This window comes from Aureivirga sp. CE67 (assembly GCF_015767245.1).
Taxonomy (GTDB): domain Bacteria; phylum Bacteroidota; class Bacteroidia; order Flavobacteriales; family Flavobacteriaceae; genus Aureivirga.
This window is the reverse complement of the sequence record NZ_JADOTV010000011.1, coordinates 1-20,288: the sequence shown is the minus strand read 5'-3', so window position 1 is coordinate 20,288 and position 20,288 is coordinate 1. Positions and strand designations below refer to the sequence as shown.

At 27.7% G+C, this 20,288-nt stretch carries 24 protein-coding genes; 18 read left to right on the top strand and 6 right to left on the bottom strand.

What is annotated here, in order from left to right:
- Positions 1-43: 43 nt before the first annotated feature.
- The 3 genes from I0K12_RS13205 to I0K12_RS13195 form a co-directional block, all read right to left on the bottom strand.
- Complete coding sequence (locus I0K12_RS13205; RefSeq protein ID WP_196888599.1) at positions 44-931, bottom strand: PorP/SprF family type IX secretion system membrane protein; 888 nt, start codon at positions 929-931, stop codon at positions 44-46.
- A gap of 325 nt (positions 932-1,256) precedes the next feature.
- Positions 1,257-2,252, bottom strand: coding sequence for a glycosyltransferase family 2 protein (locus I0K12_RS13200; RefSeq protein ID WP_196888598.1), 996 nt, complete (start codon positions 2,250-2,252; stop codon positions 1,257-1,259).
- An 11-nt stretch (positions 2,253-2,263) separates the two neighbouring features.
- The gene (locus tag I0K12_RS13195) at positions 2,264-2,719 is read right to left on the bottom strand and encodes a type I restriction enzyme HsdR N-terminal domain-containing protein (RefSeq protein ID WP_196888597.1); all 456 of its coding nucleotides are present in this window, start codon (positions 2,717-2,719) and stop codon (positions 2,264-2,266) included.
- Between the two features lie 30 nt (positions 2,720-2,749).
- Between I0K12_RS13195 and holA the strand changes: the two genes are divergently transcribed.
- The 6 genes from holA to I0K12_RS13170 all read left to right on the top strand — a co-directional run bounded on the left by holA (position 2,750) and on the right by I0K12_RS13170 (position 7,609).
- The gene (gene holA / locus I0K12_RS13190; protein WP_196888596.1) at positions 2,750-3,751 is read left to right on the top strand and encodes a DNA polymerase III subunit delta; all 1,002 of its coding nucleotides are present in this window, start codon (positions 2,750-2,752) and stop codon (positions 3,749-3,751) included.
- A 715-nt stretch (positions 3,752-4,466) separates the two neighbouring features.
- Positions 4,467-5,492, top strand: a complete 1,026-nt coding sequence (locus tag I0K12_RS13185) for a hypothetical protein (RefSeq protein ID WP_196888595.1) — start codon at positions 4,467-4,469, stop codon at positions 5,490-5,492.
- 6 nt (positions 5,493-5,498) lie between these two features.
- Positions 5,499-5,627 (top strand): hypothetical protein, encoded by a 129-nt coding sequence (locus tag I0K12_RS22115; RefSeq protein WP_255552898.1) that lies wholly within the window; start codon positions 5,499-5,501, stop codon positions 5,625-5,627.
- 75 nt (positions 5,628-5,702) lie between these two features.
- Entirely contained in the window at positions 5,703-6,845 is a 1,143-nt protein-coding gene (locus tag I0K12_RS13180) for an ATP-binding protein (RefSeq protein ID WP_196888594.1), read from the top strand.
- An 83-nt stretch (positions 6,846-6,928) separates the two neighbouring features.
- Positions 6,929-7,192: a hypothetical protein gene (locus I0K12_RS13175; protein ID WP_196888593.1), complete on the top strand. Its 264-nt coding sequence runs from the start codon at positions 6,929-6,931 to the stop codon at positions 7,190-7,192.
- A 6-nt stretch (positions 7,193-7,198) separates the two neighbouring features.
- On the top strand, positions 7,199-7,609 hold the full coding sequence (locus tag I0K12_RS13170; protein WP_196888592.1) for an alkylmercury lyase family protein: 411 nt from the start codon (positions 7,199-7,201) through the stop codon (positions 7,607-7,609).
- Positions 7,610-7,723: 114 nt separating this feature from the next.
- Here the strand turns inward: I0K12_RS13170 and I0K12_RS13165 are convergent, their stop codons facing one another.
- A complete protein-coding gene (locus I0K12_RS13165) occupies positions 7,724-8,614 on the bottom strand; it encodes a LysR family transcriptional regulator (RefSeq protein WP_196888591.1) in 891 nt (296 codons plus the stop codon).
- A gap of 132 nt (positions 8,615-8,746) precedes the next feature.
- On the opposite strand from I0K12_RS13165, the gene I0K12_RS13160 reads away from it, so the two are divergent.
- From I0K12_RS13160 to I0K12_RS13145, 4 genes are all read left to right on the top strand, one after another.
- Entirely contained in the window at positions 8,747-9,136 is a 390-nt protein-coding gene (locus tag I0K12_RS13160; protein ID WP_196888590.1) for a nuclear transport factor 2 family protein, read from the top strand.
- Positions 9,137-9,502: 366 nt separating this feature from the next.
- Positions 9,503-10,924, top strand: a complete 1,422-nt coding sequence (locus I0K12_RS13155; protein WP_196888589.1) for a pyridoxal phosphate-dependent decarboxylase family protein — start codon at positions 9,503-9,505, stop codon at positions 10,922-10,924.
- Positions 10,911-11,756, top strand: coding sequence for a bifunctional helix-turn-helix domain-containing protein/methylated-DNA--[protein]-cysteine S-methyltransferase (locus I0K12_RS13150; protein WP_196888588.1), 846 nt, complete (start codon positions 10,911-10,913; stop codon positions 11,754-11,756). The genes I0K12_RS13155 and I0K12_RS13150 overlap by 14 nt, the downstream gene beginning before the upstream one ends.
- A 53-nt stretch (positions 11,757-11,809) precedes the next feature.
- Entirely contained in the window at positions 11,810-12,496 is a 687-nt protein-coding gene (locus I0K12_RS13145; RefSeq protein WP_196888587.1) for a hypothetical protein, read from the top strand.
- A gap of 152 nt (positions 12,497-12,648) precedes the next feature.
- On the opposite strand, the gene I0K12_RS13140 is transcribed toward I0K12_RS13145, so the two are convergent.
- Positions 12,649-13,047: a hypothetical protein gene (locus tag I0K12_RS13140; RefSeq protein ID WP_196888586.1), complete on the bottom strand. Its 399-nt coding sequence runs from the start codon at positions 13,045-13,047 to the stop codon at positions 12,649-12,651.
- 324 nt (positions 13,048-13,371) lie between these two features.
- On the opposite strand from I0K12_RS13140, the gene I0K12_RS13135 reads away from it, so the two are divergent.
- The 8 genes from I0K12_RS13135 to I0K12_RS13100 all read left to right on the top strand — a co-directional run bounded on the left by I0K12_RS13135 (position 13,372) and on the right by I0K12_RS13100 (position 19,471).
- Positions 13,372-13,959 (top strand): hypothetical protein, encoded by a 588-nt coding sequence (locus I0K12_RS13135; protein ID WP_196888585.1) that lies wholly within the window; start codon positions 13,372-13,374, stop codon positions 13,957-13,959.
- A 30-nt stretch (positions 13,960-13,989) separates the two neighbouring features.
- A complete protein-coding gene (locus I0K12_RS13130; protein WP_196888584.1) occupies positions 13,990-14,751 on the top strand; it encodes a hypothetical protein in 762 nt (253 codons plus the stop codon).
- Between the two features lie 9 nt (positions 14,752-14,760).
- Entirely contained in the window at positions 14,761-15,312 is a 552-nt protein-coding gene (locus I0K12_RS13125; RefSeq protein ID WP_196888583.1) for a hypothetical protein, read from the top strand.
- Positions 15,309-15,830 (top strand): hypothetical protein, encoded by a 522-nt coding sequence (locus tag I0K12_RS13120; protein WP_196888582.1) that lies wholly within the window; start codon positions 15,309-15,311, stop codon positions 15,828-15,830. The genes I0K12_RS13125 and I0K12_RS13120 overlap by 4 nt, the downstream gene beginning before the upstream one ends.
- Before the next feature lie 200 nt (positions 15,831-16,030).
- Complete coding sequence (locus tag I0K12_RS13115) at positions 16,031-17,134, top strand: DUF4272 domain-containing protein (protein ID WP_196888581.1); 1,104 nt, start codon at positions 16,031-16,033, stop codon at positions 17,132-17,134.
- A 92-nt stretch (positions 17,135-17,226) separates the two neighbouring features.
- Positions 17,227-17,529, top strand: coding sequence for a hypothetical protein (locus tag I0K12_RS13110; RefSeq protein WP_196888580.1), 303 nt, complete (start codon positions 17,227-17,229; stop codon positions 17,527-17,529).
- 173 nt (positions 17,530-17,702) lie between these two features.
- On the top strand, positions 17,703-18,821 hold the full coding sequence (locus I0K12_RS13105; protein ID WP_196888579.1) for a DUF6438 domain-containing protein: 1,119 nt from the start codon (positions 17,703-17,705) through the stop codon (positions 18,819-18,821).
- An 89-nt stretch (positions 18,822-18,910) separates the two neighbouring features.
- Positions 18,911-19,471: a hypothetical protein gene (locus I0K12_RS13100; protein WP_196888578.1), complete on the top strand. Its 561-nt coding sequence runs from the start codon at positions 18,911-18,913 to the stop codon at positions 19,469-19,471.
- 401 nt (positions 19,472-19,872) lie between these two features.
- Here the strand turns inward: I0K12_RS13100 and I0K12_RS13095 are convergent.
- Positions 19,873-20,288: transposase (locus I0K12_RS13095; protein WP_196888577.1), on the bottom strand; the 416-nt coding region annotated here is incomplete at its 5' end.

The following is a 20,288-nucleotide window of genomic DNA, read 5'->3' as shown; positions in this document are numbered from 1 at the left end:
ATTTTTAATTACACGTATTACAAAAACAAATACAATTTTTAAACTAGAAAAATCTTTTAATCCTATACTTTGAATCTAAATTGAGTAAATCAATATTATATTGAATCAAGAACTGATTATTATCACAAGAACTGCAAGTTTGTGAAGTTTCAAATTTATGAGCATAACTTAAATAGAAACCTTTTAAGACATAAAAACCTAAATTAACTGCTACTCCACTATCCAATCTATAAGAAATTCCTGCCTCAATAAATTCCTTATATAGAGCACTTCCTGAAAGATCAAATGAAAAATCTCCTTTTTCTGGTTGTTTTAATAAAACAGATGGTTTAATTAAAAAATCATCGATCTCGAAAACATAACCTCCGATAGCATAAATTTTAAATTCTTTTTCAATATTTCTATTCTCATTATTATCTCTACTAAAACTAGGAACTGAAAGTCCTACATAAGCATTATCTGAGAAAAAATAAGCTCCAGCACCAAAATTGAACAATGCATTATCTTCATTTGCTAAAGCAAAATCATGCCCAAATCCTCGATCTTGAAAATTGATATCATATTCATCTATTCGAACTTTCATTCCTAAAGATAAATTCCATAAATCTGATACTTTAAATATGTAAGAAAAATTTACATCAAAAGCATTTTCATGAAAAAAACCACTAAAATCATCTCGAATATAATTAATACTTCCTTCAAAGTTTTTTGTAATTGGAATATTCGCATAAGCATTTAAAGTATGAACGGATCCTTCCTCTGAAACTTTTCTGGTTTTATAAAAAGCTCCAACTCGAATGATTCCTTCCTCATGAATCACATAAGCTGGATTGATCATATTCATATTATTTGAATATTGAATAAATTCTGGTTGCTCTTGCGCAAATAATGCAGAAGATAAAAGAAAAAAGCAGATGATTTTTTTGAACATTTTTCACATTTTTTTGATTCTATGCGAATGTATTAAAAAATTCTTCTTTTTATTTAAGTGATTATTTAATTTTTTATGGAAGTGTTATGAAGTATATGATTTAAAAAATTGAAAACCTGGTGCACTTTTGTAAAGTATGCCTATTCTTCTAGTGTTTATGTGATCAAAATTCACAAATTCAACTTAATAACCTGATTTACAAAACATTTTTTAAATAACACACCCCTAGCCCCTCTCGAGAGGGGAACTTTATTTCTAATAAATATTCTTAAACATTAACCGGTGGCTGAGCGGAGTCGAAGTCACATACCTTGCTATTTAACCTCTATTTCTTCAAAACAGAAAAAAACTTCTTTCCTTTTATAAAATATTGAGAAACAATATTATTCACTTCATAATAATCAGAAATCTGATTATCTGTACGTTTTTTATACATTTTTCCAAGATTTTTATAGAAACTAAAATGCGCTTTTAGAATACTGAAAAAATGAGAAAACTGAAATTGTGTCAAAAATCGAACTCCTGCAATTCCGTCTAAAACCATTCTTGTAAAAATTACTGGGAATAATTTTCCTTTTGGCAAATTCTTTAAAAGTGTAAAAAGACTATTTCTGAAATTTAAATAAGTTTTAAAAGGACTTGTATTTTCTAAAGTTGCTCCTCCTACGTGATATACCGTAGATTTCCCAACAAACTTCACATCATAACCCAAAGACTTTACACGCCAACACAAATCAATTTCTTCATAATGTGCAAAAAAGTCCATATCGAAACCATTTACAGATTTGAAAACCGAATTTCGGATAAACAAACATGCTCCTGAAGCCCAAAAAATAGAAGTTTCATTATCATATTGATTTTCATCTTTTTCTAGCGTATTGAAAATTCTTCCTCTACAAAAAGCATAACCATATTTATCCACATAACCTCCTGCTGCTCCAGCATATTCAAAATGTGTTTTCTTTTTTTCGTCTAAAATTTTTGGTTGGATAATAGCCGTATTTTCTTCTTTTTCAAAAGTTTTCAGAATTGGCGCTAACCAATTTTCCGTAACCTCAATATCTGAATTTACCAAAGCTAAAATATCTTCTTCCACAAATTGCAAAGATTCATTATAACCTCCTGCATAACCAGTATTTTCGGCATTTTGAATAATTTTCACTTCCTCAAAATTCTCTTTAATAAAAGAAACCGAATCATCCGTAGAAGCATTATCCGCAACATAAACCGTTGCTCCTTTACTATATTTTAAAACAATTGGAATATATTTTTCTAATAAACCTTTTCCATTCCAGTTTAATATTACAATCGCTGTTGTCATAAATTCAAAAATTAAGATTTGAAATAATCACATTCCGGAAGATCTCTCAAAAAAGTATAGGTCTCTTTTTCATTATCCATAATACAGAAATAATGGTTAATTCCGTTAGTAATCATTAAATATTTGGCGTTTAAAGCCATGTTATATCGAGCAATCTGATCAAAAGTATCTTGTGTAATTTTCACATTTGGTCGCTTACACTCTACAATTATCTCTGGAGTCGCATGTGTGTTATAAATCACAATATCCGTACGTTTTTTTCTCGTATGAAGCTTAAGTTCCTTTTCTACAGCAGTTAAGGAAGCCGGATATTTTTTATACTGAATTAAAAACTGCATCACATGCTGGCGTACCCATTCTTCAGGAGTTAAAATCACATATTTTTTCCTCACAGAGTCAAATATGAATTGTTTATTTTCCTTACTTTTGATTTTGAAATGATATGTAGGTAGATTTAATCGCTGCATGCCGCAAAAATGCTAATTATTTTTTGATTTATGAAGGAAGTAACCAAAATAGTTTCGGATATTAAGAATGGAAATACGAAGCCAATTTATTTTTTAATGGGTGACGAACCTTATTATATAGATAGAATTGCAGAATATATTGAAGAGAATGTTTTATCTGAAGCAGACAAAGGTTTTAATCAAATGGTTTTATACGGAAGAGATGTTTCTATAGATGAAATAGTTTCCAATGCGAAGCGTTTTCCGATGATGGCTGAAAAGCAAGTAATTATCGTCAAAGAAGCGCAAGATTTATCAAGAACCATTGATCAGTTAACTTCTTATGTAGAAAATCCGCAAGAAACAACCGTTTTGGTTTTTTGTTATAAATATAAAAAGTTAGACAAAAGAAAGAAGCTTTACAAAGCTATTGACAAAGCTGGAGTTTTGTTCGAGAGCAAAAGACTTTATGAAAACCAAGTTCCGGAATGGATTCAGAAAGTTTTGGCTGGAAAAAAATATAAAATTGAGCCAAAAGCTTCGATTATGCTAACGGAATATTTAGGAACCGATTTAGCAAAAATCAATAATGAGCTACAAAAACTTCTGATTATTCTTCCGCAAGGAGCTACGATTAGCCCTAAAGATATCGAAGAAAATATCGGAATCAGTAAGGATTTCAATAATTTTGAGCTTCGAAAAGCAATTGGTGAACGAAATGTTTTGAGAGCAAATCAGATTATTACGCATTTTAGTCTGAATCCGAAAAATCATCCGCTACAAGTAACTATTTCTTTGTTGAATACTTTTTTCACACAATTACTTTTAGTTCACGGATTGTCGGACAAGTCAAAACAATCGATTTCCAAAACTTTGGGTGTAAATATGTTTTTCGTTCCAGAATATCTGACTGCTATCCGAAATTACCCAATGCGAAAAGTATCACAAGTAATTTCTTTCCTACGTGATGCCGATGTAAAAAGCAAAGGTGTAGACGCAAATGTCTCTAACGAAGATTTATTAAAAGAACTTATTTTTAAAATTATTCATTAAAATATTAAAGCTCCCCTCTTGAGAGGTATATCATAAAAGAGATAAAATTTGTATTTAAATCACCTTGAAAATGGATTAATTTTCAACTAATTCAAACTAGTTCCCCTCTTGAGAGGGGCAAGGGGTGTGTAAATAAAAAACAAACAAAAACGACACTTAGATTCCCTCTTTGTGTCGTTTTTTATTTTTGGGCGAAACCATTTTTCTTCGTTTGCAAAAACTCAGAAAAAGGTCGGGCTTTTCCCTCCAAGTTTTGATTTTCAAAAAAAGAAATTCTACGTCATTCGTGGACTTCCGTTGGTCGCCTCCGCTTCCTAGATTTTCTAATTTTTGAAAAACAAAAGCTTTCCACTACAATCCCTTTCGCAAGGAAAGTTTACGATGATTATTGACTTGATTATTGGTGCCTGAGCGGAGTCGAAGGCTGGTGTCTGAAATTCTCAAAGGCTGATGCCTGAGGTTCTTGAAGGCACTTTGAATTTTGAAATCTTCTTAAATTTTTAAGGTTATTTCAATTGCATATCTATATAAATAATATTTAAGACAACCGTATTAAATATTTCAATATTTTCTTGTTAATATTTTATGATTCTTTTATATTTGCTAACCTGAGCTATGAAAATTCAAAATTTACAGAAATTTTATGGTTACAGGTATAATAGAAATAACATAAATTCCTATTATAGTTATGTTGTAAAACAATTATAAAAAGACTGTGAAAGAAATCAAAATACATAGACCAATTCAAAAATCTGCAAATGTTTCCGAACTAAAAAGCACTGATTTGACAAATTGTCATTCTAATATTTTTGGGGATTTTAAAACAAAAACAACAAATGATTTTGACAATGCAAATAAAACAGTTTTAACTTTTCTAAAGCAAATTCCACCCTTTGCTGAGTTTTTAGAAAATTCTGAAAAAAATTACAAAAATTTTGAAGTTGTATTTCCAAAAGGAATTCTTAAAAAATTAAAAAGTGGAGAATATGTACTTAACAAGAAAAATGGAACAAATGATTTTTTAGCTTTTGTAAAAGATAAAAAAACAAATAAGATTATTAAACAACTACGATTGAGAGAAATCACTGATTCTGAAAAACTAAATAATTTACTTTCTTCACTGCAAAATATGGCAGTTATGAGTTCTTTAAATCAACTTAGTAGTCAACTTGAACATATTGAAAAAAAATTAACTGACATACACAAAGAATTTAATAACGATAGAATTGGTAAAATACAAGCTGGGTATAGTAAGTATTTAGATGCAATTCAAATGACCGATAAAAATAAAAGAGAAATGGCACTTATTTTTGCTCACCAATCTTTGAATGAAGGAAGAAGTCAACTAATAGAAAGTTCTAAACAGAGAATAAATAATTTAGAAGTTGGCTTTTGGAAATCCTTGATTAAGGAATTAAAAACTTGGAATTACAAAAAGACACAACTAGAAAATATTAAAGAATTTGTAAAAGAAGTATTTTACATTCAACGTTCTTCACAAATTATTTTAACAATTTATCACGAACTAAATGAACCTTTATCTTTAATACAATCATTAGCTCCTTTAAAAGATTTTATGGAATTCATTAATGATGATGATATAGTATATAAAATTAATGAATGGGAAACATCAGATAAGAATTGGAAATTAATTTCAAACGCTTCCATAAAAGCGATTAAAAGAATTCCAAGTTATAGTGAGGTAGAAAGTGCAGAAATCAAATTAGAAATTAATAATTAAAATATAATGAGCAAGTCAAGTAATGGAAGTTTAGTAGGGCAATTAATAAAAGGTTTAGCAACAGTAGTGATTGCAGTATTTGTTGCCAAAAAAGGTCATAGTAAATGGAAAGAAAAGCAAAACAAAAATAGTTAAATCAAATAACTGTTTAAATAATAGCTATTAGTAATTACTTGTTCTCACCTACTGAATCAAAATAAACAATAATAAATGACATTAAAAGAACTAGTAATAAAATTTGACGAAATAGTCAAAGATTTTAAAGATTACGGCTATTCTCCAAAAGAAAATAATCTTTTTGATTATAAAATGATGCTAGTAATCAAGCCAAATGAAACAGAAGTAGAGACATTTATGAAGAATTTTGCAAAAGATATTATCTCTTTTGCTAATGGTCAAGGTGGCATAATTTTGATTGGTTTTCAGGAAAATAAAATTACAGGAGAAATTCATGACAAAGGTCTTGAAGAAGTTGATCAAGAATTATTGAAGAAATTAGATTTAAATCTAGTTTCGCAAAAATTTAAGAGCATTTTACAAATTGGAATTTCTATCGACTTACAGCCGTTTCAAATAGCAACCCGAAAATTCTATTCTCTTCTTATTCAAAAATCTGTGGATACATTAATACCTGTTAAAGAATGTAAAGAATATAAAATAAAGAAAGGAGACATATATTACAGAGATTCTGCTAAAAATGAACATGCTAATAGTTCCTCGTCAGAATTCAATCGTTTTTTGCAATTAAAAGCAAATGAGAAAAGTAAAGAGTTTATGGAAATATGGTCAAATCTTTTGCCAGAAATGGTTGACATAAATCCTAGAGAAGTTCTCATTGTCAATCCTAATCAAAACAAGATATATGGTTTTAATGGGAAAGACAAAAAGTTGGCTGGCAGTAATGTTGAAATTGATAAGTCAAAAGATGGAGTTTTTAATATTATCCTCAATGCAATAAGTGCGGGTGAAATTGGAAAAATAAGTGACACAGAGGGCAAGCCAATTTATAAAATTGTAGGTGAAATTAAACGTGGTGGCGATCATATGACAATAAGTAGCTTAGAAAAAGTTGTAAAAGAAAAAACAAAATATAAATTCACTAACGTCCAATTGAAATGTGTCATTCATTATTTAGGTTGGGTTAATGATGCGAATTTCAAAGTTGAAAAGCCACCTAAAGGAACAATCCAAAAAGGATTTGATAAGTATTTATGGGAAGAAATTCTAGATCAACACACAAAGAGAAGTAAGATTGTTTTTACACAAGAAGCGAAACATCAAATCATTAACATTGTTGAAGACAAATCTAAACACCAGAAAATATTTGGAAAAGAATTATGTATAAAAGAATAACTACACCCAATATTCACTAATAAAACATGGGCAAGATAGTGCTAAACTAATAAATTAGAACATTAATCAAACAGAAAACAAAAATGGTTACAAACTCTAGTTTACATTATACAATCATCAAATATATTATCAAAAATGGCTTTGCTCCTACTAACAAAACATTGTCAAAACTTTTAAATAACAACATTGCAAGTATTGAAAAAGGTTTGTATGATTTGCAAGAATATCATGGTGTGGTTTTGCATCCTAATGCGCCAAAAATCTGGGTAATTCATCCTTTTTCTTTGGCACCAACAAACTTTTTGGTAAAATCAGAAAAAGGAGAATGGTGGGGAAATTGCGCTTAGTGTTCTTTGGGTGTTGCGGCTCTTTTAAAAGAAGATCTGACCATCACAACAAGTTATGGAGCGCACGGAGAAAAAGTAGAAATTCAAATTAAAGATGGAAAAATTGTAAATCAAGATTTATACATACACTTCCCTATTCCAATGAAAAATGCTTGGGATAATGTGATTTATACTTGTAGCACCATGCTTGTTTTTAAAAATGAAAAGCAAATTGATGATTGGGTTAAACAACATAATATTCCAAAAGGAGATGTGCAACCAATCTCGAATATTTGGGAGTTTTCTAAAGAATGGTATGGTAAACACTTAGATGAGAATTGGCAAAAATGGACCATGAAAGAAGCTAAAGAAATGTTTACAAAATATAAATTAGAACATAAAGTTTGGAATTTAGATTCTGAAAAAGGTAGGTTTTAAGCACTTTTGTATAAGTAAGTCACATGCAACTTATAATATTATAAACCTGTATTTTACAAATAACACACCCCTAGCCCCTCTCAAGAGGGGAATTACCCTACTTTCATAAATGATTCAATGTTCAGAGAAAGAATCTTTCAAATTTGAAATAAAATCATTTAAATATTTTTTTGATTCATCTTCTTTTCGGCAAATCAAATAATGAGTTCTTTTTAAACCATTTTCACCAATTCTTTTAAAAACTAAATCTCTAGATATTTTAAATGATTTGATTGCCCATTGTGGCATACAAATGATTCCCATATTTGCATTTACCATTTCCAATGCAATTTCTGTAAGTGGTATTGCAGTTATTTTTTTGGGTTTTATATCCTTTGGTTTTAAAAACTGTTTATGTACCGAAACTGTTTCCAAAGGATAAGAATGAATAATTAAATCTATATTTAAAAAATCTTCTGACTCCAAAAATGATTTTGAATGCAAAGGATGTTCTCGATGCATTATCGCAAAAATTTCATCCTGATAAACTTCAATGCATACTAATTTTTTATTTTGGGGTTTTGTAGTTACAATAGCTACATCTATTCCATTAGACAAAATCTTCGAAATAGGCTGATGTGTTGCTTCAATATTTAATTCAACATTTATTTCTGGATATAAAAGTCCCATTTTTTGAATAAAACCAGCAAGTCCTTGATAAAAACTATAACATTCTGTACTTAATTTTATATTTCCTCGAGAACCTGATCTTAAATGATTAATATTTTGAAAACTCTTCTCAATATTTTCTAGGATTTCATTTCCTAAATTATATAATTCTAAGCCTTCTTCTGTTAATTTCCATTTATTTCTTGTTCTCAAAAAAACCTTAAACCCTAATCGTTCTTCCAAATCTCGTAATTGATGACTTAGGGCAGATTGTGTTAAGAATAATTTTTCAGCAGAATTAGCAATACTCCCTTCTTCTTCTATTGATTTTATTAACTTAAAATATTTAATTTCCATATAAACAAATGTAATATTTTAATATCATGCTATAATTGAAAATATTTCAACAAAAAATTAAATTAGTTCAATTTCTAAATTTAAAATTTGAAGCTTGTTCTGTTAAGTTTGAAAAAATAAATCTAAGAAATTATGCAAAATCATAAAAAGAATACAACTACCGAATTACTTGATGCTGTACAAACTTATTTCGATGCTCTTTTTTATTGTGATACGGAATTACTGAATAAAGTTTTTCACAAGAAATCCAGTCTTTTTGATGTAGATAAAGGCAACGTTTTTGTAGAATCCATCGAGAGTTTTAGTAAAGATGTTGGAACAAGAATATCTCCAAATAGTAAGAACCAAGAACCAGACGCTGAAATTTTAATGATTGATTGGTTATCTCCTAAATGCGCTACAGTTAAAATAAGAATTCGGGCACATGAGAATATATTTGTTGATCATCTTGGATTTGTTTATGGTGAAAATGATTGGCAAATTGTTTCTAAAATATGGCATTTGGAAAAAGTGGTAGAATAATTTTTTCAAAGATGAAACTAAATTATTTAATTGACATTATCACGTTTAAAATATTATGAGGGAATTTTGTTTCAGTTAAAACACACCCCTAGCCCCTCTCAAGAGGGGAACTTGACAATCTGTATACCTCTTTACAAAATCAATCGTGATAATGTCTAATATACTTTATAAAGTAATCATTGAGATTTTAACAAATAGAAAACACTATTTTTAAGTTTCAAAAACTTAATTTAATATAAAAATTAAAAGCATCGTTTTTACATAAACATACATGGAAAGTTATTAGTAATTTGAAATACCGCAAGAATCGGGTTTTAATAAATTCTCTTAATTAAGAATTTTGCCCTAACATTTAAAAAAATTCGTATGCAATTTGATTTTGACAATAAACAGAGAAAAGAAATACTTGAAACAACTTTCGAAAAATTAGAAAATTTCTATAGCAAAACAAAAGACTTTAAAACTAATCCTGATTTAAATATAAAAGAAATCAGAGAATCTATATATTCTAAAGAATTAGTTAATGGAATTTCTCCAGAAAAAGCAATTGAACATGTAACAAAAGAGCTTGAAACTTTTTCAGTTCATACACCTCATCCTAAATATTTTGGTCTATTTAATCCGCGTTCTAATTATGCAGGAATAATCGCTGATTTAATCACAGCAACTTATAATCCTCAATTAGCTGCTTGGAGTCATGCTCCTTTTGCTGTTGAAGTAGAAGAATTATTAATACGAGAATTTGCAAATAAATTTGGTTATGATAAAAATTCAGATGGTGTTTTTACAACTGGTGGAGCTGAAGCTAATCTTACAGCAATTCTTTGTGCTTTGAACCATAAATATCCAAATTTTGCTAAAGACGGAATGTTTGGATTAAATAAAAAACCAATTATTTTTTGTTCTGAAGAAGCGCATCATTCCATTCAAAAAGCTGCAAAAGTTGTAGGTTTAGGTTATAATCTTGTAAAATCCATTCCAATTACTGATGAATTAAAATTAGACACTAACATTTTACAAGAAGAACTAAAGAACCTTGATAATTCTGAATATTCTCCATTGATGGTTATTGGAACTGCAGGAACAACTGGAACTGGAACAATTGATGCATTAAATAAGTTAAGTTCTATTTGTAAAAAGAATAATATTTGGTTTCATGTAGATGCTGCATATGGAGGTGGAGCAATTTTGAGTCAAGATTTAAAACAGCAATTATCTGGTATTGAAAAATCAGATTCTATTACTTTTGATGCACATAAATGGATGTCTGTTCCAATGGGAACAAGTATTTTCTTAACTTCAAAAAGTGAAATTTTAGGAAAAACATTTAGAATCACAACCGAATATATGCCTAAAGAAGCAGATATGCTTACAGTTACAGAACCATTTACGCATTCTATTCAATGGTCTAGAAGGTTTATCGGTTTAAAAGTTTATCTCTCTCTTCTTTTTTATGGTTGGAAAGGATATGAAGAAACGATTAATCATCAGGCAGAAATGGGGAAATATTTAAAAAATCAATTGAAAAAAAATGGTTGGATAATTAAAAATAATACTGATTTGCCTGTCATTTGTTTTACAAAAGAAGAATTTGAAACTGATTTTAATTTCACAAAAGAAGTTTTAAACAATATATTATCCAATGGAAAATCATGGCTATCTGTATATCCAATCAAAGGAACACCAACTTTTAGAGCTTGTATCACAAACTATAATACGACAGAAAAGGATATTGACGAACTAATAGATGAACTAAATAATGAAGTAAAATCTTATGCAAGACAATAAAACTTATCAATATAACAAAGTAGCTGAAGCTATTACATTTATAGATGAAAATTTTAAGGAACAACCTTCTTTAGATACAATAGCAGAGCACGTTAATTTGAGTCCTTTTCATTTCCAACGATTATTTAAAGATTGGGTTGGAATTAGTCCTAAGCAATATTTGAAATTTATAAGTTCAAATTATGCAAAAAGCTTACTAAAGAAAAAAGAAAGCAGTTTATTTGAAACTGCTTTTAATATGGGATTATCAGGTACGAGCAGGCTTCATGATATGTTTATTACGATTGAAGGAATGACTCCTGGAGAATATAAAAATGGTGGTTCCAGTTTAAAAATCAATTATAGTTTTGAAGAAAGTCCTTTTGGAAAAATTCTAGTTGCTTCTACCAATAAAGGAGTTTGTCACTTAGCTTTTAGTGAGAATAATGATTTAGCTTTTGAAGAATTACAAACAATTTTCCCTAATGCAACATTCAATCAAAAATCGGATAAATTTCAAAAGGAAGCTTTACAAATTTTTCGCAATGACTGGACTAAGTTAAATGAAATAAAATTACACTTGAAAGGAACTAAATTTCAGTTGAAAGTTTGGGAAGCACTATTATCTATTCCATACGGAGATCTTTCTACTTATGGAGAAATTGCAAAATCGATTGAACATCCTCAAGCATCAAGAGCAGTCGGAACTGCAATTGGGAAAAACCCAATTGCATATTTGATTCCTTGTCATAGAGTGATCCAAAAATCTGGAAATTTTGGTGGATATCACTGGAATCCTATTAGAAAAAAAGCAATAATTGGTTGGGAGGCTTCAAAATTGGAAAAGGAATGAAAAATAATATTAAATAGAAACACTATTTTTAAACTTCAAAGACTTAAATTATTATGGAAATTACATATGCTCGTATTTCATACTTTACAAACGTTATAGAATATGAAATGACTGAAAAAGAAACTTTAGAAAGTGGTCATTATGAAAAGATTTTTAAAGAAAATGGTGTTATTAAAAAAATTGAAAGTTATCTAAATCAAAACATACCCGATATTACTTATTATTTAGATGAAGGAGAAAACGAAAAAGATATTTTCAAAGAATTAATCCAACAATTTGGTTCTGTAGTTTTTAAAGAACGTAAATTTCCTATGGGTGATTTATTCATAGAAAGAGAAAGAGATACTTATATTTTTGAAAATGAAACTATGATAAAATATTCAATTCGAGTTTATGATAAACAAGATCGTTTGGTTTGTTTTCAAATTACAGATAAAAATTACACCCCAATAATTTCTACTGAAGAAATGGATTTGGTGAAATATTGCTATATTTCAATTCCTAGAGAACAAAACAATCCAGAACTTACTGATTATTTTTTAAAATTTATTTACCAAGATCAAGAAGGTTTAGAAGTAGAATATGGAAAACCACTTAATATTGAATGGCATATGGGAAATAAAATTTTTGATGAAACATCTTTTATTGAAAATATTAATGATATAAATGGAGTAATCTCAGAACTAGGAGAATCTGTGGATTATAGTTATTATGAACATCCTTATTGGATGCCGAATTAAACAAAATATAAAAGCAATAATAAACACTCTATTAGAAAAAATCTTATTTAATTTTAAAAATAAATAATCCAATATTTTTAAAGATTTCAATCTGATATTTTGAGTTTTATTATTGCTTTTGCCTATGAAAAAAAAAGAGAATTAATTCAATTTTATTCTACAGGATCTGGTGGTAAAATGATAATAATTTGATCTAAAGTCCCCATAAATTTAGTAGCAAATCCTGGAGACTGCATAAATGGTTCTGGATTTACAAATTCCACACTTGTAATTTGTCCATATAGATTTCTGTACACTCTCACCATAAATTTATAGTTCTTAGTGTTTTTATTTTTATCCTTTCTTTTCATGAATCCTTTCATGATTTTATAGGTAGTTGTTTCCCAAACACTGTAGTTTCCTTCGTATTGAATTAAATGTCCGTCATGAACAAAACTTCCTGATTCAGAAAAACCTGGTGGTTGAATTTCTATTAAATCATCTGAAATTGTTTGCGCTGATAATGTAATTGTTAGCATAAAGAAAGCTAACAAACTTAAAATAGATTTCATTTTAGTTTTTAAATTTGGATTAATAATTAATTTTTCAAACAATAAAAGCTTTTTCACTTTCATTATTTGTTATAAAAAGATTTCTCTTTTAAAAACTATAACAATCGATTATTATATTTTGCAAAATTTTGTTACACTAAATAAATCAAATATTTTGAAAATCAATATACGGTTTTTATAAAATATTGATACAATATTATCTTTTTAAGATGTTAGAATACTATCAGAAATAATTTAAGAATTTATTGTTTTTATTTATTTTTGAAAAAAACAGATTGCAGATTCAAATTGTAACAATTATCAAAATCATATTATAAATAAAACATGAAAAAGACTTATTCAAAATTGTTTACTCAACTAACATTAATAATATTATTTCTAAATTCAGTTTTTGGATTTTCTCAAGAACAACAAAAAATATTTTCCCCTGATTTTGTGGAATGTACTTATTCCAATAAAACAGATAAACCTCTAATAATATACAATAAACCAAACGGAGAACTAGTTAAAGAATTAGAAGTTTTAGATTTCCCAAATTGTTGGTTTAAATTGGCTATTACAGATTCAAGAGATAACTGGTTGAAAATTGAAAACCTTATGGTTTTACCAGGCTGTGAAGATCATGAGTTAAATCAAAATATTGAAAAGTATAAAGAAAAATGGATTAAGGCTGAACAATTTGAAATATTTTTACCTGATATAAAAAACATAACTTTTAAATTTTATAAAGAGTCTAATAAAAAATCTAAAGTAATCTTTGAAACAAATGATTTTCTAAAAGTTAATATCATTGAAACAAAAGGATTATGGGCTAAAGTAAAATTTATTTATAATGAAAAAGAATATAAAGGATGGTTAGAAAAAAAATACCAATGCGCATATCCTTGGACAACTTGTAGTGTAGAAGAATAAAACTGTTTTGAAAAACTAAAAACTAAAAAAATGACAAAAACAATTCTAAATTTAATTATTGCAATCCTTTTTACAGGACAAGCTTTTGCAAAATGTGCTAGTAGTGCTATATGGACATATCCAGAAAACGGAGTGATCAAGCAAAACTCTTGGATTATTATTCATGGATATGCTTCAAGTCAAGAAATTATAAAATCTTTAAATAAAGACTACCCTATTTATCTTGAAGGCGATGGGCATAAAGTAAAACTAGTAGTTAAAAACACATATAAAGGATTGTTCAGATTAACACAAGCTATTCTAGTACCAAGCGAAAAACTTATTACAGGAAAAACGTATATACTTAAAATTGATAATTTAAAAGAAGATCAAAAATCAAATTTAAGTAAATGGAATTCAAAGCTACGAAAAGAAGAACCCATTCAATGGAAAGTTGAAAACGGAATCGATTCTGAAAAACCTAGATTTATAAATCAACCTGAATTCGTAGATACAAATGTTGAAGTCTACGGATGTGGTCCTGAAATATCGGCAGATTTTACAATTAAAACTCAAGACGAATCACAAGTTTTGGTAAAAGCAGAATTAGTAGATTTAAAAACAGGAGAATCAAACACTTTCTTTTTAACTATTGATGAAAATGAAATTGTTAGTGTAGGACATGGAATGTGTTCTGGTGCTTTTAGTTTTAGAGACAGTAGAAAGTACAAAGTAAGATTTAGTTTGATGGATATTTGTGGAAATCAAAATTCAGAATCTTCTAAATGGTTGACTTTTGATAGTCCTTATTAGATTGAAAATATGAAAAAAATACTAATAACAATAATCTTATCACTGTTAACAAAAACTATTTTATACAGTCAAAATAATAATGCTTTGATTAAAAGTATTGATTCAATTTATACTGAAATTAATTACAATCTCAAATCTAACAATTCTAATTTCATCCAAATAGAAAATAGTTCAAATACAGATGACTCACAAAAAACAGCAGTTTTTAAAAATAAAAAATTGAAATTACTTAGAGTTGAATGGTTTGGTGAAACTGGAAAATCACAAATAGAATACTATTTTGAAAATACTAATTTAATTTTTGCAATAAAACATCAGTATAAATATAATCGACCAATTTATTGGGACAAAAAAACTGCCCTAGAAAATGAGGATATTGAAACATACGATACTGACAAAACAAAAGTAAAAGTAGACAAATATTATTTCCATAATGAAAAATTATTTTTATGGCTTGATAACGAAAAGCTGGAACAGGATTTAACTTTGGAAATGAACAAATTAATTGTACAAAGACTAATTTCTATTTGTTATGAAATCAAAAATGAATTTAAAATATGAAAAAATTATATATAGTTATAATTATCATTCTTTGTTCATTAAGCTCTTGTAAAAATTCTGAAAATTATGAAGAAATTAAAATTTCACCAATCGTTAAAAATATTGATTCTCTTGAAATGTGGGAATATAATTTTCAAACAGAAACTGAAAACAATGATAATTATGGTGTTTTAGAATTTAAACGAAAAGAAAAAATAGAAAAAGAAAATGAAGTTTTAATCCCTTCTATTTCTTTCGATATTTATCCACTAGCTCTTTTTGATTCTATAAGTAAATTTGAAACAAATAGATTAATGGCTCTTTCTTGTTGCTATCCTAAATGTGGTGCAACAGTTGAAAGTATTGGAAATTTTGTTTTATGGTCAGATCCATTTTCTATTACAAGTTCTTTTGAATGTAATGGAATTGATTATACTAGAGGAAATGTTCGTGAAATCTTTAAAATTTTAAAACAACACAAAAATAAAACTATTGAAGAATTATTAGAAAATCTTCCTATTGATAAACGTAAGGATTAAGTGATTTTTACTCAATATTTACTTAATTTCATATCAATTCAAAAGTCAATTTTTATTTTGAATTAAATCTCCTATATTTGGAAACCTGCTGCTATGAAAATAAAATTATTCCCAAAATATAGTTTCAGGAGATCATAGAAAACCAAAATCGCTGTGATTAAAACATTTGCTATAATGAAAAATATTACAAATTTTAATATATGAGTTTTTTAAAAAAATTATTTGGTAGTAAAGCCACGAAAGAGAAAAGCCAAGAATCTACTAAAACTGTAACGCTTGAAGAAGTATTGGCAAGTAATGAAAAACCTGAAATTCTTTTTAGATCTAAAGTTACTGTTGCTATTGGAGGAGATAAATCTGATAATGATAACAATGCATTTATCACTATGGGACTTAGAGATGAAAATCTTAAAAGCCAAGTTTTAGAGCATTATGTTTGGCAAAGTTTCGGTGAAGACATTGATGAGAATTTCAAATGTACCATGCAATTGGTAAGAATCGATGTTCAAGATCAATTTAAACCGGAAGTTTCTGCGGAAGTAGTTGCTGAAAAATTATTTAAAGCCATCGGTGAAATGGATTCTGAAGAGGAAGAAGAAATGGAAGAACATCCAGACTTAGAAAAATTCAAAAAAGTTCCTTGGATGACCGATATGAGACTTCAAAATGTTTCTATTTGCCTTCATAATGGTTTTAGACCTTCTAATGCTTTACCAACTGAGTTTGAAAGAGAATTACGTCCTGCTGTGGAAATTGCGAAAAGGCTGAATGCTATCAAAGCATTAATTCTTTGGTTGATGATTCCTGAAGAGCAACTAGAAAGTGCTAAGATTTTAAATTTTGTAGAAAAGAATGGCTTAAGAGATTTCATGGATGAAGGAGAAAAAGCAATTCTGAATAACTCAAGAACAGATGAAGATGCTAGAAATGCTATAGGTTGGAAATTTGAAAATGCTTGGCCTCTAGCTTGGTATTTTGGATATAAAAAACCAAGTATTACAGGAGAAATGATGCCTGGAGAGCAAATGCAAGAAATTTTAATGGATTTCACTTGTCCTTTAGATGCAGATATCAATGAGTGGATAAAGGAATATGAAATTTTACCAGAAGAAGATTTAATGCAAATGACCGATTTATTCTATTGTTTACATAATGCTGTTCGTAGTGCACAAATGGGAAGACAAACGGTTCCGAATGGATTTGATCCAATGGGTAACGGAGGTGTTATTCATGAAAGAAGACATTCATTAACTTGGATGGTGTCTAAAGGAACAAATTGGGAAGATACAGATTTGAGTACTTAAAAAGTATTCTAAATAAAATATCCAATGCGAGCTGAAGAGAATTTTCATAAATCATCAGCTCGCATTTATGATTAACATAAAAAGAAATAAAAATGGGTTGGGTAAAAGATGCTTTAAAAGAATTATCTAAAAATGGTAGTTGTCAGATTAGACCTCAAGGAGGTTCGATGAGAGGTCGAATTGAAAGTGGACAATTGGTAACGATTGAAAAAATTAAGCCCGAAGAAATAAAAATTGAAGATGCTGCTTTGGTAAAATGGAAAGGTAATTATCTGCTTCATATAATTAAAGAGATTAATGAAAATGAAGTATTGATTGGAAATAATCTTGGTAAAATTAATGGTTGGATTCCTATTAGAGATGTAATTGGAAAAGTTGTAAAAGTAGAAGATTAAAGTTTTATTCAGAGATGGAAAATTTACCTAAAGGAGATAATCCTAAAGAAATAGCAAAAATTGTAAGTAAAAAATACCTTCAAAAAGGTTATAAGCTGGACTTTAGCTTATTTCACTAGAAAAAGTAAATTTGAAAACTTTATACAACACATCTCCATAAAAAATATACATAAATGAAAATAGAAAAAACAATTCTTTTAATATTATTCACCTTTTTATTTATCGCTTGCAATCCTAAACAAAAAAAAATTAAAAATGATCTTATAGGAGCATGGAGTAAAATAGACTCAAATTTAAATTCACCTCCATCACCACCTGGAATTCCTCCTTTTGGAATACGTTTTTCAAAAGATACTGTTGAATATTTGAATGGATTTTTAAGATACGACCTTGATTCAATTTCAAAAAAACGTAAGCTTAATTTTAAAGGAATTTATAGTGATTATAAAATTAATAATGACAGTATTTTTATTTTAAATCCATTTGATAAAGTTTGGGAGTTTAAATGGGAAATTTCAAAGGTTAAAAAAGACACTTTAATTTTAACTAAAGACAGAACCGATTTTATGCAACTAAAAAAAGTTGAATTAGTTGAAAACAATGATTTTGACCAAATTATTCTTTCAAAAACTGGTTGTTATGGTTCTTGTTCAATAATAGATATTTCACTGAATAAAAAAGGAGAATTTTATTTCTATGGAGAGTCGTATGTTGATCCACTTGGAGTTTATAAATCTCAAATTGACAGTGTTACTGTAAATAAGGTATTTTCAAAATTCGCGCATGCTTATAATAGTTTACTGAATGAAAATTCATCTAATAAAATAAAAAAAACACATAATAATTCTCTTATAAAATCGAATCATACAGATGATAGTAGTTTTATTACAACTTTATTCAAAGACGGAAAAATAATCAAAACTATTGAGAATCATAATTCATCAATTACTAAAGAATTGATTTGGGCTTATACTCCACTTCAATATTTATATACACAGACAGAACTTAAATCAGTTTCAATTAAAACACAAAATCAGCCAGTAATTAATTATTTTAGACTTAAAAAAAATGATGAAATGGTAATACTAGATAAGTCTGAATATTTCTATCTATGGTTAGAGTTACAAAAATCAAAGGTTGTAGAAACTGAATTTAATAGTACATATTATACAGAACCTATATTACCTTCAAAAGCTAAAAATCTTGTTATGATTGAATCTGATGGGAGATTTTTCAAATTTATTTTTGAAGATAAAAACCCAATAACTTTTGATTTAGGATATAATTTATAGAAAGAAACTCTAAGAAATTTCTATCTAAATAATATAATTTTTAGGCTTTCTTAGTCTATTTTAGTAGAAAAAAATTGATGATTAAAAAAATGAAAAAAATTACCGTATCAATATTTAGTTTATTTTTCTTTATTTCATGTTCGAAAAAAGAACTTATAAAAACAGAATTCCAGTTTTTCGATTCATTTAGGAAAAGAAAAGATGAAGTACTATTCTTTGAAAAAACAATTTCTTCAGATAAATTGACAACTTACTATTATTATTTTGATGAAAATAGATTAGACACAGCTCTTGATTTTAAAATATTTGAAGAAAAATTATTATTAGAACATGATACAATTCTTTTAACTCAAAAGATCAAATTAGAAACCTTGAATGATACTGCTTTAGTATTTCTATATGGAAGCGGAAATATTTCATCACCTCCTCATGGATCAGGAGTTTGGATTTTCACTAAAAATCATGGAATGATTGGAAATGGATTGGATGTTGGTGGAAAATTGATTTTAAATAAATTTGATAATCAAAAAATTAATTCAAAAGAAATAAAAGTATTAATTGATTCTGATTTTTATGTGACCAAACCACCTCCTCCTCCACCTGAACCAGTGAATATTGAGAAAATTTTAAATGACATTAAAAATGAATGAAAAATTAAATAAATTGTTCAAAAAAAGAAATCTAATAATAATTCTTCTCAACCTAATTTTAGTGATTTTAGGATTTACTTTTTTTGAGGGGAATAATCCAAGTGAAATGAATGAAATTGGTACTATTGGATTTAATAAAACTGTTAGTTGGGAATATGATTATACTAATTTTTTATTAGTTCTTAAATATAGTTCTTTATTCATTTTTTTATTGGGTTATGGAATTTTAGCCTTAACAAAATATTTTCCAAATCTAAAATTATCCATCTTACATTTAGTAATAATTGTAGCTACTTTTATTTTATATGATGTATTAAAATCGAACGCATTTATCTTAATCCTTATTAATTTAATTTCTTTTTTAATATTCATCGTAAATATTATTTATATAATGAACCTGTTTAAAAATAGACTTTATTAAAAAGTATAATTATAAACGCAATATAATGTAAACTGGTCCAGTTTTTTTCTAGTTTTTCATATCTTATAATTATAGCTTTAAAAGCATCTAACCATGAATTAGTTCTTTCGATTTTATATCTATTTTTATATAATTCTTCATCAAAAAAGTATTCATTATCAGACATTTTATTATTTCTTTTGTTAAAAGCTACATTAGCTTGGATTTCATTTTTAAAACAAAATAATCTAAAGTTTTCAGAATCAAAACCTGCATCAGCATTTAAAAAAAGTCCTTTAGTTTCAATTTTAGATTTATGTAAATCTTCTAACATATTTTTGATGTTATTTTCGATTTCAAATAGATCATTATGACATCCAGAGATAGCTTTAGACATAGAAATAGGAATTCCTTTAT